The organism is Paucilactobacillus nenjiangensis (assembly GCF_005405445.1).
GTDB lineage: Bacteria > Bacillota > Bacilli > Lactobacillales > Lactobacillaceae > Paucilactobacillus > Paucilactobacillus nenjiangensis.
In genome coordinates, this window is the sequence record NZ_BJEB01000015.1 from 1 (window position 1) to 16,456 (window position 16,456).

A 16,456-nucleotide genomic window follows, 5' to 3' on the forward strand; every position below is an offset into this window, starting at 1 on the left:
GTTTTCTGTGATTACTAAATATCATAAGGGAAGGCATTCCCTATTTCTATACAATTCAGAAATCTTTTATGCATTTACACAAGATATTTTACGCTCTCTCCAATTTTATTTTGACTGTTACTTACAACCGTATCGTTTGAATTTATCGAGTCTGCGGAGCTGGCGCCGTACTTTGCAATCAGTTGTTTATTTGCTGGAATTATTTTGATTTATACCGGCATCTTTTTGGCGTCAACCTACAATAAGTCGTCATTAATAATCAATTATCAGATGAAATTAATTTTTTATGTCATCGCAAATGTTGGTTTTATGCTTTCGATGCTGATTAAATCCTATGCAGTCACGATTTTAATCGCGACAATCGTGACGGTCGTTAATTCGACTATTTTTTCAATGTATATGATTCGCCACACTTAATAAATAACGAAGTGTACTGTTTGACGAGCAATCGCGCTATTATTTCTGTTACAATGAATTTAACTTATGAATAAGAAAAGGAGAAAACTATGCTATTTATTGCTACATTGGCGGGTTTACTCCTGGCGGATCAAATTGCGATTCATTTATGTCGTCGCGTTGAAATTCCTGGAGTGGTTGGAGAAATTATGGTCGGAGTTATTTTCGGGCCAGCATTTCTTGGTTGGGTTCATTTAAATGAACTATTGAATGAATTTCAAGTCATCGGTGTCATTATTTTAATGTTCATCGGGGGCTTAGAAAGTGATTTAAATTTATTAAAAAAATACATCCGGCCGGCATTAGTTGTTGCCGTCATGGGTGTGATTGTACCATTTGTCGTCATGGGAATTGCCAGTTATGCGTTTGGGTTCCCATGGTTAGCTTCATTATTTATTGGAACCATTTTTTCAGCAACGTCTATCTCCATCTCAATTTCAGTGATGAACGAATATCACTATCTGGAAACTAAAGAGGGTACCGTAATCTTAGGGGCGGCGATTGTTGATGATATTATTGGCGTTTTAATGTTGAGTTTATTGGTTGGATTCATGAGTAGTGGGAATAATTCTGCTGGTCACACCACCAATATTGGTTTATTACTCGCCGAACAAGCTGCGTTTTTTGTCTTAGTTTACTTGCTCGTTCGCTGGCTAGCCCCAATTATTATGGGCTTAGGTGAACGGCTATTATCTCAAGTTTCAGAAACGGTCATGTCGTTGGTCATCTGTTTAGCGTTGGCGGCTGCTGCCGAATTTGTTGGTTTAAGTGCTGCCGTTGGTGCCTTCTTTGCTGGGGTCGCTGTTGCACAAACAGAAAGCCATAGTAAGGTCGAACACGGGATTGAACCAATTGGTTACGCCGTCTTTATTCCAATTTTCTTCATTAGTATTGGTTTAAATATCAAATTTGAACACTTTATGGAATCATTGCCATTTATTATTATCATGACGATTTTAGCTTGTCTGACGAAGTTATTTGGCTGTGGACTGGGCGCCAAAATGAATGGATTTACGCTCGACAGTAGCTATCTGGTGGGCGCAGGGATGATTTCTCGTGGTGAAATGGCCCTCATTACCGCTCAAATTGGGTTTGAGGCTCACTTGCTTTCAGAAACATACTACACCGATGTAATTATCGTGATTGTGTTAGCAACTGTGATTGCACCATTCTTATTGAAAAATGCGATTAAGCGACATGCAAAACATCTAGAAGCTGCCGCGTAAAAATAATTTGTCTCTACAGATTTAAAAGATTTGTAGAGACTTTTTTAATACTTGAAAAGATATTCGGATTCATCCATTTTTTGTCAATAAATAACCACACCATAGCTGTTGTGTATTAAATGGCTAAGCGGTAATATTCATCATGAGGAGGCGGACAACATGCAATGGCAAACAGTCTTATATTTACCAAAACTATTTTCCTTAGTAGACTCGCAAACCGTGACTAGAAATGAGCAATCTGTGACGGTCGAGCGGTATCAAGCGGAACGGGGAATCACGCCCAATAACCAACATATCACGGTTATCTTAGATCACTACAACCAACTAGTTAGTTACAACAATTCTGCTTTTATTGCTCAAGGAGCCATTCCTGATCGCGATGAAGCCACTTCAATCGCATTGCATACCTTTGAAATATTGATGAGTGAATATAAAAAAGAAATGAACTTGATAAAAGTTGAATATCAAAAAAGAGGCTATATTGATTTATCCGGTCATGTGATTGAAGTGCCGGTATTGTGGGTAAAATTTGCACATAAAAATGGTAGCTTTGGTTGGGCAACTGTTGGACCAAACGCACAAATCATTGAGTTGGAGCGGGATGCATTATGGAGTACTACTAATGGTGAACGTGAAACAGAAATGTGGAATGATGATACTTGGGTTTTAGCTCGAAAAAAATAAGATTATAGAAAGCATAAGTCTAAACAAGTGAAAAAGTCGTAAAGTGGTCACACTAAAGTCATTTTTGTCGGTTAAACTACTAACAACAGTCAGGAATTGAAATGAAAATGGAGGCTACTTATGGACAATTCATCAGCAAAACTTCTCATGGATCGAATTGAAAGTGCGGAAGCTCAATTATTTCAAATTGAAAATCAGACACTTGGTCATGAACATCAATCAGGTGATATTTCAGTTAAAGTCAATCAAGCTGAAATTAATCAAAGTGCCATCCGGTTACGATTACAAATTGCACGGATGCGGGTGATGTTGGTTAAAATGAAATTAGCAGAAGGCAAATAATAATATAAACAATGTGAATTCAAAAAGAGTCTCAGGAAGAAATTTCCTGAGACTTTTACTTTATCGTACATGGATAATTAACAGAATTAAGTTACTGTTGGTTTCTTTATCGAACGCTTGACCGATTTCTGATGTTTCTAAAATATCGGCAGGGCTTAAATGCTTGTCTAAAGTGTGATTGAGATATTCCAGAACGAAAAGGGCCATGGAATCTTCAATAATATTGACATTCGCACCGTTGCCGGTAAATAAGGTGTAATCATATTGTGAATCTGATTCGTGCAAGGCATTATTAGATGCTTCCAAAGCAGATGCACCGGCTTGTAAAAAGTAGTAGGTAGTTTTGTCTGCGGCCAATACTTCAGTCACGTGCACGGTGTGTTCAGGCTGTTGCTTACCAACACCTTCTAAAAACTCAGCTACTTCAGCGACAACTTGCATGGACTCGCCATTTCGCATTTCGGAAATTAGCTCTTTAACCTCGTTTGAATCTACTTGGTAAAGATCGGCGGTTTCCTCAAAACTATCTTTAGTATAGCCGGCATCGGAGAGGGTATCAAAATTGGCAATTGTGCGATCCGTTGGAACCAGTTGGGTTGCATGGCCTGTCAGGCTTGTAGCATCCGTGTTTAAAAATGTACCCAGCGCATAAACGCCGTTATATTTGTTGTATTCAGCTCGTTTATTCAGGTAAATGGTGCCCAAATTATTATTTTTCACGTGAAACTCCTTTAATTTTGAATGGTTACTCGATTAATAGATTAACATATTTTGTAGCCGACTAAAATCAAATTTAACGCAGTTGGTTTATGATTTTAATTTACAAAGCTTGGAAATCAGTCTAGAATACCGATTGATTAACTATATCATGATAATGGGAGTGCAAAATGACTAAAACAATATTATTGGTTGAAGATGAGGCAGCGCTGGTCGAGTCTTTATCGACGGAATTTGAATTTGAAAACTATCAAGTTTTGGTGGCTAGAGATGGATTAAGCGCCGTTCAAATTTTTAGCGAACGAAGTACAGAGATTGATATTATTATTTTAGATTGGATGTTACCCAAATTAGATGGTTTAGGAGTTTTGCGACGGATTAGAAATGCAAGCAATGTGCCAGTTATTATGCTGACCGCCCGCGATTATTCTGGTGATAAAGTGGCTGGCTTGTTGGGTGGAGCCGATGACTATGTTACGAAGCCATTTGATACAGAAGAACTTTTGGCTCGTATCCAGGTGGCATTACGTCACCAAGTTGCTGAAGAACCTCAGCAAATCTTTGCCATTGATGATTTGACGCTAGATACACAACGTCGTCAAGTCAAGCGGGGAGATCACAATATTCAATTAACCCAACGTGAGTATAATCTTCTAAAAGCACTTTTCGATGATGTTGGGAAGACTTTTACACGTGACGAATTGCTCGACATCGTGTGGGGCGTTGATTTTGATGGGGAACCTAATATTGTTGACGTGTATATTAGATATTTACGTAACAAAATTGATAGCTTTCCAGATAAACCTAAATTAATTCACACTACGCGTGGAATTGGGTACGCGCTGTTACTGAATGAATGAGGAACTTTTGATGAAAAAGAAAAGAAAACAAAATAGTTCGTCAATTATGTTACGCAGTTTCATTTGGGTAATTACACTAATCATGCTCATTTCGAGTCTTGCGATGGTGGTTTCTATTGGAAATCAGTTATTGGAAATGACTCGCGAAAACTCCGATGGCATTATTGATAGCCTGGAAGAAACCATCATTGATGATGATGGCGATTGGAATAAGTGGGTCTTAAATAATACGTTAGATACGAGCACCAGCTATGTGCATGTTGTTAATCAACGTGGGGATGCTAAACGAGAGAATTATTATTCACCGGGTACCAAGAAATTATTATCTACCCAAAAGACAAAAGTCCCATTGATTAAAAATTTGTACTATCGCCAGGGACGTGGATTTTATTACTATAGTGAAGGCCGCGCCAAAGGCATTGATTACAAGCTATGGGTGAATTTGGATGAACAAATTGAAATTTTAGAGCGTGCAGTTGCAGTCACTCTCGTTATTTTATTATTGACGTTAATTATTAGCCCGTTGTATATCAATGTAATCGCTGAACGAATAACTAATTCTTTGAAAAAATTAACCAACAGTGCAGAAAAAGCAACCACCACATCGACCGAGCAAAATGCAACTTTACTGGTGCCTGATAGTCCGACTGAGGTGACTAACTTGGCCAACAGTTTTAATCGATTACTGGCTCAAGTGTACAAACAAAATGAAAAGGATAAACTATTCGTTTCTAATGCAGCACATGAATTAAGGACGCCGATTGCGGCCATTCGGAGTCATGCGCAATTAATTCAACGCCGGGGGCATGAACATCCGGAGGTGATTGATAAATCGATTCAATATATCAATGACGAGTCATATCAAATGCAGGCCTTAGTCGATGAATTATTGACGTTATCAAGGGCGGGCCGAGTGGAATTAGAGATGATGCCTGTTAACTTAGCTAAGCTGGTTCAAACTGTTGTGACGAAGTTGGACTCAGTGACCACTCAATCAATTGATATCCAAGCCTCAGCTGGTGCATCTGTCGTAGCCAATGCCGAAAGTTTACAGCAAATTCTAACCAATATCATTACTAACGCTAGTAAGTATTCCCCTAGCGATAGCCAGATTAAAATTAAGATAGTTGATGGGAATCAACCAGTAATTTCAATTTATGATACAGGTTCAGGAATCTCTCAAGAAGATAAGGAGCATATTTTCGAGCAATTTTATCGAAGTCCTGAAGTGCGAGGTACGATTCAGGGGACCGGATTGGGTCTTTCGATAGTTAAGCAATTAGCAGAGTTAAACCATATCACAATTGAATTTGCTGACAATGTTCCACGTGGAACAATCGTGAAATTAATCTTTAACCAAGCACCAGAAAATAATTAATATGAAATATAATCAAGAAGTGAGCAGATTTTATTTTGCTCATTTTTTGTTTTCTGTGAATTTCTCAGATTCAGTTAATTTAAGCACTCTTTTTCCTCAAACTGCATCTCGTTAAAATAGGGGAATCAACTAAATTAACTGAGATGAGGGAACTTCATGATAACTGGATTATTATTTTCATTTTTAAATGTCAATCACTTATTACCGCTGCTGATTTCACAGTATGGTGCATGGGTGTATGTAGGATTATTTATGATTATTTTTATTGCAACGGGACTTGTGGTGTTCCCTTTCTTACCAGGGGATTCATTGCTATTTCTGAGTGGATCAATTGCGGAGATGAGTGCACATTCGTTAAACCCAATCATTTTGATTGTCGTATTGTCAATTGCAGCGATTGTGGGCGATGGTGTTAATTTTGAAATTGTTAAACGAACCGGTCGAAAACTGATTAGTTCTAAGCTGAGTCGCTGGATAAAACCGAAGCATCTGGAACAAGCGGAATTATTTTTTGAACGTCACGGTAATAGTTCAATTTTCATTGGTCGTTTCATTCCATTTATTCGGACGTTCATTCCGTTTACTGCGGGGATGAGCAAAATGAAATATCGTCATTTTGTTGCCTTCAATATCTTAGGCGGTGTTGTATGGGTAACTGTGGTTGTTAAGGCACATTTTGAATTAATTATGTTTATGATTGTCTTGATTTCCATCTTACCTGTGACGGTTACCAAACTCAGACAACGTTACGTCAGGGGTGAGAAAAATGAAACCGAATAAGAGATGGGTGATGACTGGTCTAATTGCATTACTAGTCTTTGTTGTCATTGTATTAAGTTTGAAAATGAATGCAAATTGGGTCCAGACTTCTGATCTAACCATTCAAGGGTTTATGACCAGTATCCAAGATAGACTAAGAACCCAAGTGATGGGAATAATTACTAGTTTTGCCAGTCCAATGATTGCAATGGGGTTAACGCTGTTAATTGCAATCGCCTTTTGGCTCCGCCAGGAACGTTTACTCGCTGGGTGGATTATGGCCGTGCAAATAATGGGCGGTGGTGTGGCTTTTATGATTAAGGAGCTAGTCAAACGTCCACGCCCAACTTCAAAATTGATCCCGGATGCTGGTTACAGTTTTCCTAGCGGTCACACGTTTAGTAATGCATTGCTAGTTTTAACTATTTTGTTTATTATCGTACCTTTGTTAGAGGATCAAGAAGTCCAGTTGGTGACAGCATTATTGGCGATTATCTGGATTTGTGCGTTGGTATTCTCAAGGATCTATTTACGAGGCCACTTTGCAACTGATGTTCTGGGCAGTGTGAGTTTGGCAATTGCCTGGTGGGAATTTTCAAGAATTATCTATTTTGAAATTTTGAAGTCCAAGGACAATGTGTCACAAAAAATATTACGACAAGGTCAAAGGTAATCAGCTAGATACTAAAAAAGTAGCCGCATCAACGACTACTTTAGTAAGAGACACTCGATTTGGTAGAAAAGTGATGTCATTTTCCTCACAATTACATGTTAGACGTAATGAATTGTTAATCCAGACATTCGAACCCGACCGGTGACTGTTACTTTTGGTCCGTTGGTGTTACCACGCCCCTTTTCTTCGATGCCACCCATATAATTATTCACGTTGATTATTAGGTTCCAGTCTGCAGGGACAAAGATATCGGTGCCACTTAAATCAATATCCAAATGGATGTTAGCAGTATCGCCTTGAATGGTCGATTTATCAAAATACACTTTGGTACCAGCCATGTAGGCAGTGATATTGGCACTTTTAAAATCGTCTTCTTGAACGTAGCGAACGCTGCCAGTAAAGCGATTGTCAATTTCGATATGACCGTTAATAGCACCATCGATAGTTTCTACGTCAGGGTCAATGGCATGATGATACACATCACGATGATGATGCATGACCCATTCGCCATGGCGCCTGATGCCCGAGCCTCGAAATAAGATTGAAATGCCAATTGATAGCAGCAAGGCCGTAATCAAAATTGGGCCGGCACCAATATTCCAGTTGAGTGGACCTGCGAGAACAATTGCTTCGAGTGCAGCAGAAAAAATGATTCCTATGATACTCTTCGTAAACAGGCTATGAATAAAGACGGCGACTAAAATAATCGATGCGATGATTGCAAAAATGGGTAGGTCAATAGAGATGAGACCCGTTTGTGTGCCGATAAATGTTCCGGCCGCGACAATGAAGAATAGCCCCCAGAAAACTCTGAAAAATTTCATAATAATTACCTCGTTTGATTTAATTTATCTTTAAGTTGCTTAGCATATCGTCGGGAAGCATAAATTTGTTTATGTGAATCTTGAAATTCAATCAAGACATTGGAAAGCGAACGAGTCAGTGCAAAAATTTGTGCCACGTTAAAAATGGCCGACTTAGAGATTCGAATGAAACTATCGGGAAGTGATGATTCCAACTCATACAGTCGATATTTAATGGTAAAAACATCGTTCGCAGTATGTGCATGAACTGCACGCTCATCAGTTTCAAAAAATAAGATGGTGTTGAGACTGAGATATTATTCACTGTCATACTTATAGAAAGTAAATTTTGGAACGGTCGTGGCATTTGCTTCCAAAAGTTGTGCTAACCGTTGAATTTCAGCGGTATCTTCAGCCGCTTTAATTACGATTTCAGTATCTGTTAAATTGTCATCGAATTCGAATTTGATTTTCATAACGGGTTCCTTTCGCAAATATTATTACACCATGGAAGACGGACCATGTAAATATATTATGTATAAGTGGATGAAATATAACCCTAAGTGGTCTGAAATAATCACCCGGGAAATTAACAAATCGAAATGTTGTTCATATGTGAAAAAGTCAGTTATCATAAGCATATAGTCAATCATCAATTGAAAAGAGAGGTAACTGAAATGAAAGCATTTGGATATACAAAGTTTGGTGGCCCGGAAGTGTTTGAAACGATTGAAGTGAATGAACCAGAAATTTCTGCAGGCAATCAGGTGATTGTGGAAACAAAAGTGGTGGGGCTCAATAATTTTGAGCGATCACAACGGGCCGGTATGTTTGGCGGCAGTAATTTTCCAATTATTCCAGGACGAGATTTAGTCGGTGAGATTATCCAAGTTGGTGCGGATGTGAATGATTTTCAAGTTGGTGATCTCGTGATTGCTCAAGGTGGACCATCTTATGCCGATAAAGTCGTGCTGACGACATCTCACATTGTTAAAAAACCTGGGAATGTGTCAAATGAAGACGCGGTAGCGTTAGTTACACCAGGAATTACAGCGTATAATATGTTAACTCAATTTACTGAAGTTAAAAAAGGCAACACAGTACTGGTCAACGGGGCTTCTGGCGGCGTGGGTACGATTATCGTGCAGGTTGCCAAGGCGTTGGGTGCCCATGTCATTGGGATTGCCTCATCTCGGAATAAACAATTACTCAAAGATTTAGGTGTCGATGAAATGGGCTTTTATGATCAAGAAGATGTTGGCGCAAAATTTGCTAATCAAGCAGATGTGGTGTTGAATGCAGCTTTAAATGGTAATAACGATGTCTTAATTGATCAAGTAGTGAAACCTGATGGGCAAGCAGCTACCGTTGGAAAAGGTGCAGAATTACCAAACAAGCCACGGGTAAATGTGGAACACGTCCATCCATTGTCGGCCGCAATTAACCATAAGGCATTAACTGAGTTGGCTCAAATGTTAGCTAATGGGGATGTTAAAGTCAACATCTTCAAACAATTACCATTGACATTGCAAGGTGTGATTGACGGACATGAGCTTTTAGAGTCATCACACGCTCCTGGCCGAATCGTCCTAGTTCGCTAAGCTCAATTAATATTCAAAATTTACATGTAGAAAAAATACCATCACAGTCAATGCTGCGATGGTATTTTGTGTTATCAGACTAAACAAACCAGTATAAAATCGATAAGCATATGGTGTTGGCAATTAAGACTGCTGGTACATTATGACTCTTTTGATACAGAATCAATATTGGAATTTCGGCAATCCCAGTGGTAAAAATATTGCGTAACAGATATGGATCCGTTGCGGTAGTGGTTAAGCCACCACTAATAATGATTGTAATGACATAGATGACGACGAGCCTACCAACAGATGATTTGCGTGACATTAAGCGGGTTAACAAGTAGATAAATACTAACAGGATAATCATTTGAGTGCCTAGATTAGTAAATAATTCGCGAATGAATTGCACCCAATAGCCATGAATTTCATATGGCAAGATATTCTCTAATGACGCGTCTAAGTTGTAACTGTGGAAAGTGGGGATGATATTTTCAAACACAATCCCTAAGATGCTGAGCAAAATTCTGATGACGGTCAGCCCTAGACCAAGCCAGACAGTTCGCCAACTAATCCGTGAAATTAACACTTCAAGGTTGGCTTTAAAACACATGTACATTATCAATCCGGCAATCGCACAGTAAATGATTGGTCCAGATAATAATACGAAAGTATCAGAAAATTGACCGGAATCAAGTTGTATTGGATTTTGAATTGCAAAAAAATTATTGATTGGATTTTTAGTATTAAAAAATAGGTATAGCAGCCAGCTACAACAGAGGAAAGGTAGCCAATTGAGTTTGTTCAGACGAGTATCAATCATGAGTGACTACCTCCTTTGCCATCAATTTTGGCTTGGTTAATGATGTCTTGCAGATTGAGTGACACAATCCGGTCGACATTATCAGGACTGCGATGACGATAGCTGTATGAGCCGGATTCAAAGTTCATGTATAGACGGCCATGCGAAGCGCTAATTTGTTCGAGATGTGCCGGAGTTTCAATGCTGGTTAAGGCATCAGATGGACGGTAGTTGCCACCGCTTGGTTTTTCTTTAAAGACGTACAACTTTGATTGGCCGCTGCCGAATGATTGCGACAGAATAGTGTAACCGTGATAATAAACGATACCTTGGATTTGGGTTAATACGTTTTGCTGCAAGACAGATTCCGAATAAGCATTCCATTGGCGTTGAGTTGCTTTACCAATGTTTTCGCCAGCAATACTACCATCTTTTTTTAGATCGAATTTTTCAACATGACCGCGACCACGCGCATTAAAGAGCCCTACGTAAAGGGCCTGTTTGTGATAGGTGATAAACGAAGCGCGAGTTAGGTATCCTAACAAGGCTTTTTGATTGTAGTGAATGAGTGGGGCTTTCGCGTCATCGTAATTTTGAATAGCTTTCATGGAAATCGCAAACGTAGCCGCTTGGCCATATTGACGACCACAGACCCAAACTTCTTTCGATTGAGGATCATAAGTAATTCCGCCGACGTGAGGTTTGCCATGTAAGACAATCGTTTTTAATAGTTTATGCGTTTGATAATTTTGAACGTAAATGACCGAATTGTGTTTACCAACCCCGTCATAGGCTGTCGTTAACAAGTAGTTACCAGCTACAGTGACTCCTTGCGGAACCATCGTGGTACACATTACCGTTTTACCATTAGCACCATTACGCGTGCGGGTAGCTAATAAGCCTGGTTGCACCGCAAAATCATTCATGGTGTAGTATTCTTCGTCATCTTGAGTTTCACGAACCAGTTGACTGAAGTTAGGGAAATGATCAACGGTTTCATTAAATTGCTGCTTACTAAATAACCCGGTGTCTGTCGTGGCGGTTGCTTGAGTTTTTGGCTCTGAGTTAGTGAAGTGAATATTAAATTGACCCCATGCAAATTTAAAGATGAGTAAAAGTGAAATCAGAATGGTTATACCAAACCAAATCAGATTCCTATGTTTTATCGTCATAACTCCTCCAAAAAAGTTAGTTGATAGCAGAATTATAGGACAATTCACGTAAAATATAAAGGTAAATCAAGCTTACATTTGATAATTTATAATTTATTTTAATTTCGACGCCGGTAGACACAGTCAATCACCCCATTGTCCGACGAAGTGGAAATCAATTTTAAAGGAATGGTGGTGGGCTGATTAAACAACCGCACGCCTTGCCCGATAATAGTTGGAATAATGGAAAGATGAAATTCGTCGATTAAATCGGCCTCCACCAACTGATTAACCACGTTGGCACCACCGCTAATCCAAATTGCTTCGCCAGGTTGCTGCCGCAATTCCTGAATTAAATCGGTGACCGCTTGGCCTTTGAAAAAAATCCGTGCTTGTTCTGGATGTGGTTGATGAGTTAAGACAAAGGTATCGTAATTTGGATATGGCCAATTGTCAGGGGCCAATTCGGTGGTTAATTGATGATAAGTCGTATAGCCCATGATGACCGTGTCGATTTCTTTTAAAAACTCACTGTAGCCATAGTCACCGGTATAACCAGCTTCCTGCCCACCGAGCCAGTCAACGCCACCGTTGGCATCAGCAATATAACCGTCTAAACTGAGCGCAATAAATAAGATTGTTTTTCGCATGACATTTCCTTCATCGTGTAAGTAACCCCAGTGTGTATTAAGTTGCTACTTTTTGCAAATAATGTGAAAAAGTGAATAAAACTGTTTGTTAGGTGTCTGCAGAATTAGGAATTATAATGTAAGCGAATTAGTCGAAATATTATTTGAGGAGAAGATATTATTGCAAATACAATTAGTTCTGGTGTAGCAATGGTACAAACGCTTGAAAGCTGGGGTGTCGATCATATTTATGGGATTCCTGGTGGAAGTATTAACGATGTTATCCAAAACTAACAAAACGATGGGGATGAACGACATGAAAGGCCTTAATGAATATGCCGAACAACGTAGCATAAAAGATCCAACATTTAAAAAAGAATTAGATCAACAACGTATTAATTTTTCTGCTGCTGCACTCGTGAGAGACTTAAGAAAAAGCACAGGATTATCACAAAGAGAATTTGCAAAACGTGTTGGCAAACCACAATCGACAATTTTTAAAATTGAATCGGCAAATATGAATGTCTCTACGGGTTTGTTAAGTGAAATTGGAGCTGTACTGAACAAAAAATTGGTTATGGAATATGTCTAGATATTAAAATCGAACAATCTAATTTGTTTCATGTGGAACAAAATCATCCTTCATTGAATAAAATGTTCTAATTTATCCAAAAATATAAATTCCAATCAAAAATCGCATGTTTAGCATGTACTATGATAGGTATATTAATGTCACGGTGATATACTAAAATTATAAAACTTTGGAGGGTTTACGATGGATAAGGATATTACTCGTCCAATTCAAGATAAATTGGATAATTTAAGTACAGATTACGCTGAAATAAAACATGTTAACATCATTATTGCAGGGAAGAGTGGTATTGGTAAATCTACCCTCATTAATGCGGCATTTAAAGATGAATTAGCAAATACGGGTACTGGTAAGTCTGTTACAGATGATATTAAATTAATTCAAAAATCTGGAGTTCCAATTAGAATTTTTGATACTGTTGGCCTTGAATTAGGTGGTAAGCAACAAAAAGATGCCATTAAGGCAATAAAAAAATTGTCAGATAGTAAACAAAAAACGGTCGATGTTGACGATGATATCCATTGCATGTGGTATTGTGTATCCGCAGCGAGTGACCGAATTGATGATAAAGAAATTGAATTTATACAAAAAATATCGGCGATGAATATTCCGGTTATTTTGGTATTAACAAAAGTTTACTCAAAAACCGAAGCTGATAAATTTGAGCAAAGATTAAAATCAATCAATATGGCTATCCGTCAGATTGTCCAAGTTTTAGCAGTGGATACAGATGATAATGAGTCATTCGGAATTGATAAATTGATGGAAGAAACTAGTGAGCTTATTCCAGAAACCGTCAAAATTGCATTTGATAATGCAAAAAAGGCCACTATGATAGATCGAAAGAAAAAAGCACATGCAATTGTTACAGCGAGTGTTGTAGCTAACTTTAAAGGTAATGATGAATCCATTAGTGATAACAAAGTAGTAGACATTCAAAAACAAATGATGCATAGCATTACTTCGGTCTATGAATTACCACAGAATGAAAGTATCGAAGTGATTATCAGCAAAATGACAAATGCAGCTTCAAATGGCATTATTAGCAAATTTAGTAATATGAATTTTGGCCAAGACAAAGAAACAACCACTAACGCAAAGAACGTAATACCTAAATCCAAAGGAAAAGTTGGAAAAGTTAAAGGCTTAAAAAGTAAGTTGATTTCAAGTGGATTAGATTTAATTGGTGGAGATTTGGTTCGAAACAGTGTCTCTGCAACTGTTACGACAACAGTAGGATTAGCTTACATCAAATTGATGGAGCTGATTATCAATGACAAAATTAATATTGATTCATATAACTCAGAAGAATTGGACACATTTGTAGGAGATTTTGTTTCCAGAAATAAAGAGTAAAAAAGATGGTGGCTCACGGCTGAGCTACCATCTTTTTTGCATTAAAGTTCATTAGTTATCTTGATTTTCCGCCGCAATTTTATCCGTAAATGCCTTTTGTGAATCGGTTGAATAGTACTTATTGACTAATTCATTAATTGAAACAGAATAGTTAGCGCTGGTTTCGCCAACGGTTGTGACATTAATTGCGTCGTTAGTGACTTTGTATGTGACCATGTTGGCATGCTTGGAACCAACTGAGGTATCGCCTTCAAAATGGTGAATACCGATGCCATCATAGTATTGTGTGTTGGTTAAAAAGTCAGAGGCAGCGCCGGTTCGTTGTTGGTCGTACATCCAAATCATTGTCGCCAGCTGACTTTAGCTGAATTGAGATGTAGTGATGGTTGATGAGGTCGTGCTACTTGAGGACTGGGCAGAACTTGTTGTTGAAGAAGAACTAGAAGCTGTTTTGTGACTAGTACTAGATTTCTTTGAAACACTTGAGCTACTTGAATCTTTAGAGTCAGATTTAGAATTATTGGAGCAACCTGCAACACCGAGAGACAAGATAGTCAGAGCACTTAATACCAATAGTTTGCTTTTCATTTGAACCCCTCCAATTAAAGACATTTCAATCAAGTTAAATATACCATGAATTAGGTGTACAATTTAAACAATAAGAACGATGGGAGTACGTTTAAATATGTCAGAAAAAATTTCAAATTCAAAATATTGCTTGTAAAGTGACTCACGCGCCACTGGCAGTTAACTTTACAACAGCTAAACATACGGTCACTGCAGCAGATAGCGTCGAGGTTGGTATCCAGTTGAGTAATGGCATTATCGGGTATGGTACTGGTACTCCAAATGAAGTGGTCACTGGTGATACGATGGAAACCTTACAGTCGGTTGTCGAGACTGTAATTACACCCACTTTAATTGGACAGGACATTAGCAATTGGAATCAATTAGTACAGACAGTTAGAGCATCAATTGCGTTCAATGGGCCCGCAAAAGCAGCAGTGGAATTGGCCATGTACGATGAGAGAGCCAAAACGTTAGGTATTTCAGTGGAATCGTTCCTGGGTAGTGGCCAAAGTTCAGTCGAAACTGATTTTACAGTTGGAATTATGCCAATTGAACAAATGATTGCTACAGCCACTGAAAAGAAGCAACAAGGATTTACGAGTCTGAAAATTAAAGTTGGTAGTCATAATATAGATCAAGATGTGGCTATGGTGGCTAAAATTCAGGCGGCAGTCGGACAAGAGGTTTCATTGCGACTGGATGCCAATCAAGGTTGGAATGTGAAACAGACGTTGCAGGCGGTTGAACAACTGATGGCAGCACATTGTCAGATTGATTTCATTGAACAGCAAGTCAAGGCAAGCGATATTAATGGAATGGTTGAGCTCACACGACAATCATTAATTCCAATTATGGCTGATGAAAGTGTTCATTCGGCTGAAGATGCCCTGAAAATGATTCAGGCACATGCCTGTGATTACATCAATATTAAATTGATGAAGTGCGGTGGATTGAGCGAAGCTGAAAAAATAAATACGATTTGTGAAGCCGCTGGTGTGAAATGTATGGTTGGCTGCATGATTGAGTCAGAAATTAGTATTGCCGCAGCAGTGGCGTTTGTCGCCACTCATAAAAATGTACAGTTTGCGGATCTTGATTCTATCTACATGTTGAAGAATCATGATAGTTTAAAGCAATTGTTATTAGACAAAAACGTGATTAGTTTTAAATAAGTTTTTGTTCAGCGCCCAATCTTTTGACTTGTATACCGGACCATGAGAAAATCACTTCACAATGGGGGCGATTTCATGACAATGGTATTTGCAAACTTTCCTGTGCGAGATTTAGAAATAGCAACTGAATTTTACACAAAATTGGGATTCACGATGAATGAACAGTATAGTGATGAGAATGCGAGCGCGATGGCTTGGAACGATACGTTCTTCGTCATGTTGTTAACCCGTGATTTTTATAAACGATTTATTGGTAATCGACAAGTGGCTGATCCGAAAACAACCAGTGGGGCATTAGTGGCCTTTAGCTTGGATTCGCCAGAAGAAGTACGAGCGTTTGCCAAACGAGCGCAAGATAATGGTGGGGAGTATTACACCGCGATTGAAGGGATTCCAGATGATCAAATGGTGGGCTTTGAAGTAGTCGATTTGGATGGAAATATCCTGGAACCTTCATGGATGGCAACTGAATAGAATTGATGGTCGAAATTCTCGCAAAATTGCGAAGTTTCGACTATTTTTTTGTAAAATGGTACTCTAGATTAACTGACGACGGAGGAGCATTTTATGACAACCAAATTATTTTACCAACCCACGGAAATATACACGACACCGCTGGATTTAATGTGGCTAATTTTAGCAGCTAGTTATTCCTACTATACGGTACGTTTAATTGGGGCTTTGCGGTGGTGGCGTTAATCCTGGT

The 16,456-nt window shown here is 38.6% G+C and carries 21 protein-coding genes and 1 pseudogene; 14 read left to right on the forward strand and 8 right to left on the reverse strand.

Translation table 11 applies throughout. The annotated features are described in order from the left end of the window. Window positions 1–270 precede the first annotated feature (270 nt). The 4 genes from FFM59_RS10005 to FFM59_RS03540 all read left to right on the forward strand — a co-directional run bounded on the left by FFM59_RS10005 (window position 271) and on the right by FFM59_RS03540 (window position 2,708). Window positions 271–417, forward strand: a complete 147-nt coding sequence (locus FFM59_RS10005) for a hypothetical protein (RefSeq protein ID WP_170175917.1) — start codon at window positions 271–273, stop codon at window positions 415–417. An 89-nt stretch (window positions 418–506) separates the two neighbouring features. After that, on the forward strand, window positions 507–1,682 hold the full coding sequence (locus FFM59_RS03530; protein WP_137601669.1) for a cation:proton antiporter: 1,176 nt from the start codon (window positions 507–509) through the stop codon (window positions 1,680–1,682). A gap of 159 nt (window positions 1,683–1,841) precedes the next feature. Beyond that, window positions 1,842–2,366 carry a hypothetical protein gene (locus FFM59_RS03535; protein WP_137601670.1) on the forward strand — a complete coding sequence of 175 codons (525 nt, stop codon included), beginning with the start codon at window positions 1,842–1,844 and terminating at the stop codon, window positions 2,364–2,366. Between the two features lie 120 nt (window positions 2,367–2,486). Further along, window positions 2,487–2,708 carry a hypothetical protein gene (locus FFM59_RS03540; RefSeq protein ID WP_137601671.1) on the forward strand — a complete coding sequence of 74 codons (222 nt, stop codon included), beginning with the start codon at window positions 2,487–2,489 and terminating at the stop codon, window positions 2,706–2,708. Window positions 2,709–2,768: 60 nt separating this feature from the next. On the opposite strand, the gene FFM59_RS03545 is transcribed toward FFM59_RS03540, so the two are convergent. Further along, window positions 2,769–3,413 carry a hypothetical protein gene (locus FFM59_RS03545; RefSeq protein WP_137601672.1) on the reverse strand — a complete coding sequence of 215 codons (645 nt, stop codon included), beginning with the start codon at window positions 3,411–3,413 and terminating at the stop codon, window positions 2,769–2,771. A gap of 182 nt (window positions 3,414–3,595) precedes the next feature. On the opposite strand from FFM59_RS03545, the gene FFM59_RS03550 reads away from it, so the two are divergent. From FFM59_RS03550 to FFM59_RS03565, 4 genes are all read left to right on the forward strand, one after another. After that, window positions 3,596–4,285: a response regulator transcription factor gene (locus tag FFM59_RS03550; protein WP_137601673.1), complete on the forward strand. Its 690-nt coding sequence runs from the start codon at window positions 3,596–3,598 to the stop codon at window positions 4,283–4,285. 10 nt (window positions 4,286–4,295) lie between these two features. Then, window positions 4,296–5,663, forward strand: a complete 1,368-nt coding sequence (locus FFM59_RS03555; RefSeq protein ID WP_137601674.1) for a sensor histidine kinase — start codon at window positions 4,296–4,298, stop codon at window positions 5,661–5,663. 156 nt (window positions 5,664–5,819) lie between these two features. Then, complete coding sequence (locus FFM59_RS03560; RefSeq protein ID WP_137601675.1) at window positions 5,820–6,443, forward strand: VTT domain-containing protein; 624 nt, start codon at window positions 5,820–5,822, stop codon at window positions 6,441–6,443. Then, window positions 6,430–7,095: a phosphatase PAP2 family protein gene (locus FFM59_RS03565; protein ID WP_137601676.1), complete on the forward strand. Its 666-nt coding sequence runs from the start codon at window positions 6,430–6,432 to the stop codon at window positions 7,093–7,095. The genes FFM59_RS03560 and FFM59_RS03565 overlap by 14 nt, the downstream gene beginning before the upstream one ends. A gap of 98 nt (window positions 7,096–7,193) precedes the next feature. Here the strand turns inward: FFM59_RS03565 and FFM59_RS03570 are convergent, their stop codons facing one another. The 3 genes and pseudogenes from FFM59_RS03570 to FFM59_RS10130 form a co-directional block, all read right to left on the reverse strand. Then, complete coding sequence (locus tag FFM59_RS03570; protein ID WP_137601677.1) at window positions 7,194–7,919, reverse strand: LiaF transmembrane domain-containing protein; 726 nt, start codon at window positions 7,917–7,919, stop codon at window positions 7,194–7,196. Between the two features lie 5 nt (window positions 7,920–7,924). Beyond that, window positions 7,925–8,200, reverse strand: a pseudogene (locus FFM59_RS10125) (LytTR family DNA-binding domain-containing protein); the annotation flags it as partial. A gap of 15 nt (window positions 8,201–8,215) precedes the next feature. Further along, the gene (locus tag FFM59_RS10130; protein ID WP_225420282.1) at window positions 8,216–8,374 is read right to left on the reverse strand and encodes a hypothetical protein; all 159 of its coding nucleotides are present in this window, start codon (window positions 8,372–8,374) and stop codon (window positions 8,216–8,218) included. 201 nt (window positions 8,375–8,575) lie between these two features. Here FFM59_RS10130 and FFM59_RS03580 point away from each other — a divergent pair, with 201 nt between their 5' ends. Continuing rightward, window positions 8,576–9,499: an NADP-dependent oxidoreductase gene (locus tag FFM59_RS03580; RefSeq protein ID WP_170175918.1), complete on the forward strand. Its 924-nt coding sequence runs from the start codon at window positions 8,576–8,578 to the stop codon at window positions 9,497–9,499. A 79-nt stretch (window positions 9,500–9,578) separates the two neighbouring features. Here the strand turns inward: FFM59_RS03580 and FFM59_RS03585 are convergent, their stop codons facing one another. The 3 genes from FFM59_RS03585 to FFM59_RS03595 all read right to left on the reverse strand — a co-directional run bounded on the left by FFM59_RS03585 (window position 9,579) and on the right by FFM59_RS03595 (window position 12,081). Further along, the gene (locus tag FFM59_RS03585; RefSeq protein WP_137601679.1) at window positions 9,579–10,301 is read right to left on the reverse strand and encodes a hypothetical protein; all 723 of its coding nucleotides are present in this window, start codon (window positions 10,299–10,301) and stop codon (window positions 9,579–9,581) included. Then, entirely contained in the window at window positions 10,298–11,452 is a 1,155-nt protein-coding gene (locus FFM59_RS03590; protein WP_137601680.1) for a YncE family protein, read from the reverse strand. Before FFM59_RS03590 ends, FFM59_RS03585 begins: the two co-directional genes overlap by 4 nt. A 98-nt stretch (window positions 11,453–11,550) precedes the next feature. After that, window positions 11,551–12,081, reverse strand: coding sequence for a dihydrofolate reductase family protein (locus FFM59_RS03595; RefSeq protein WP_137601681.1), 531 nt, complete (start codon window positions 12,079–12,081; stop codon window positions 11,551–11,553). A gap of 241 nt (window positions 12,082–12,322) precedes the next feature. On the opposite strand from FFM59_RS03595, the gene FFM59_RS03600 reads away from it, so the two are divergent. Then, a complete protein-coding gene (locus tag FFM59_RS03600; RefSeq protein ID WP_225420283.1) occupies window positions 12,323–12,652 on the forward strand; it encodes a helix-turn-helix domain-containing protein in 330 nt (109 codons plus the stop codon). Between the two features lie 183 nt (window positions 12,653–12,835). Next, a complete protein-coding gene (locus tag FFM59_RS03605; protein ID WP_137601682.1) occupies window positions 12,836–14,008 on the forward strand; it encodes a GTPase in 1,173 nt (390 codons plus the stop codon). 51 nt (window positions 14,009–14,059) lie between these two features. On the opposite strand, the gene FFM59_RS03610 is transcribed toward FFM59_RS03605, so the two are convergent. Beyond that, a complete protein-coding gene (locus tag FFM59_RS03610) occupies window positions 14,060–14,353 on the reverse strand; it encodes an Lreu_0056 family protein (protein WP_170175919.1) in 294 nt (97 codons plus the stop codon). Between the two features lie 380 nt (window positions 14,354–14,733). On the opposite strand from FFM59_RS03610, the gene FFM59_RS03615 reads away from it, so the two are divergent. From FFM59_RS03615 to FFM59_RS10260, 3 genes are all read left to right on the forward strand, one after another. Then, window positions 14,734–15,750, forward strand: a complete 1,017-nt coding sequence (locus tag FFM59_RS03615; protein ID WP_225420284.1) for a dipeptide epimerase — start codon at window positions 14,734–14,736, stop codon at window positions 15,748–15,750. Between the two features lie 75 nt (window positions 15,751–15,825). Then, window positions 15,826–16,224, forward strand: a complete 399-nt coding sequence (locus FFM59_RS03620; RefSeq protein WP_307722420.1) for a VOC family protein — start codon at window positions 15,826–15,828, stop codon at window positions 16,222–16,224. A gap of 93 nt (window positions 16,225–16,317) precedes the next feature. Further along, a complete protein-coding gene (locus FFM59_RS10260; RefSeq protein WP_263854035.1) occupies window positions 16,318–16,449 on the forward strand; it encodes a hypothetical protein in 132 nt (43 codons plus the stop codon). Window positions 16,450–16,456 lie beyond the last annotated feature (7 nt).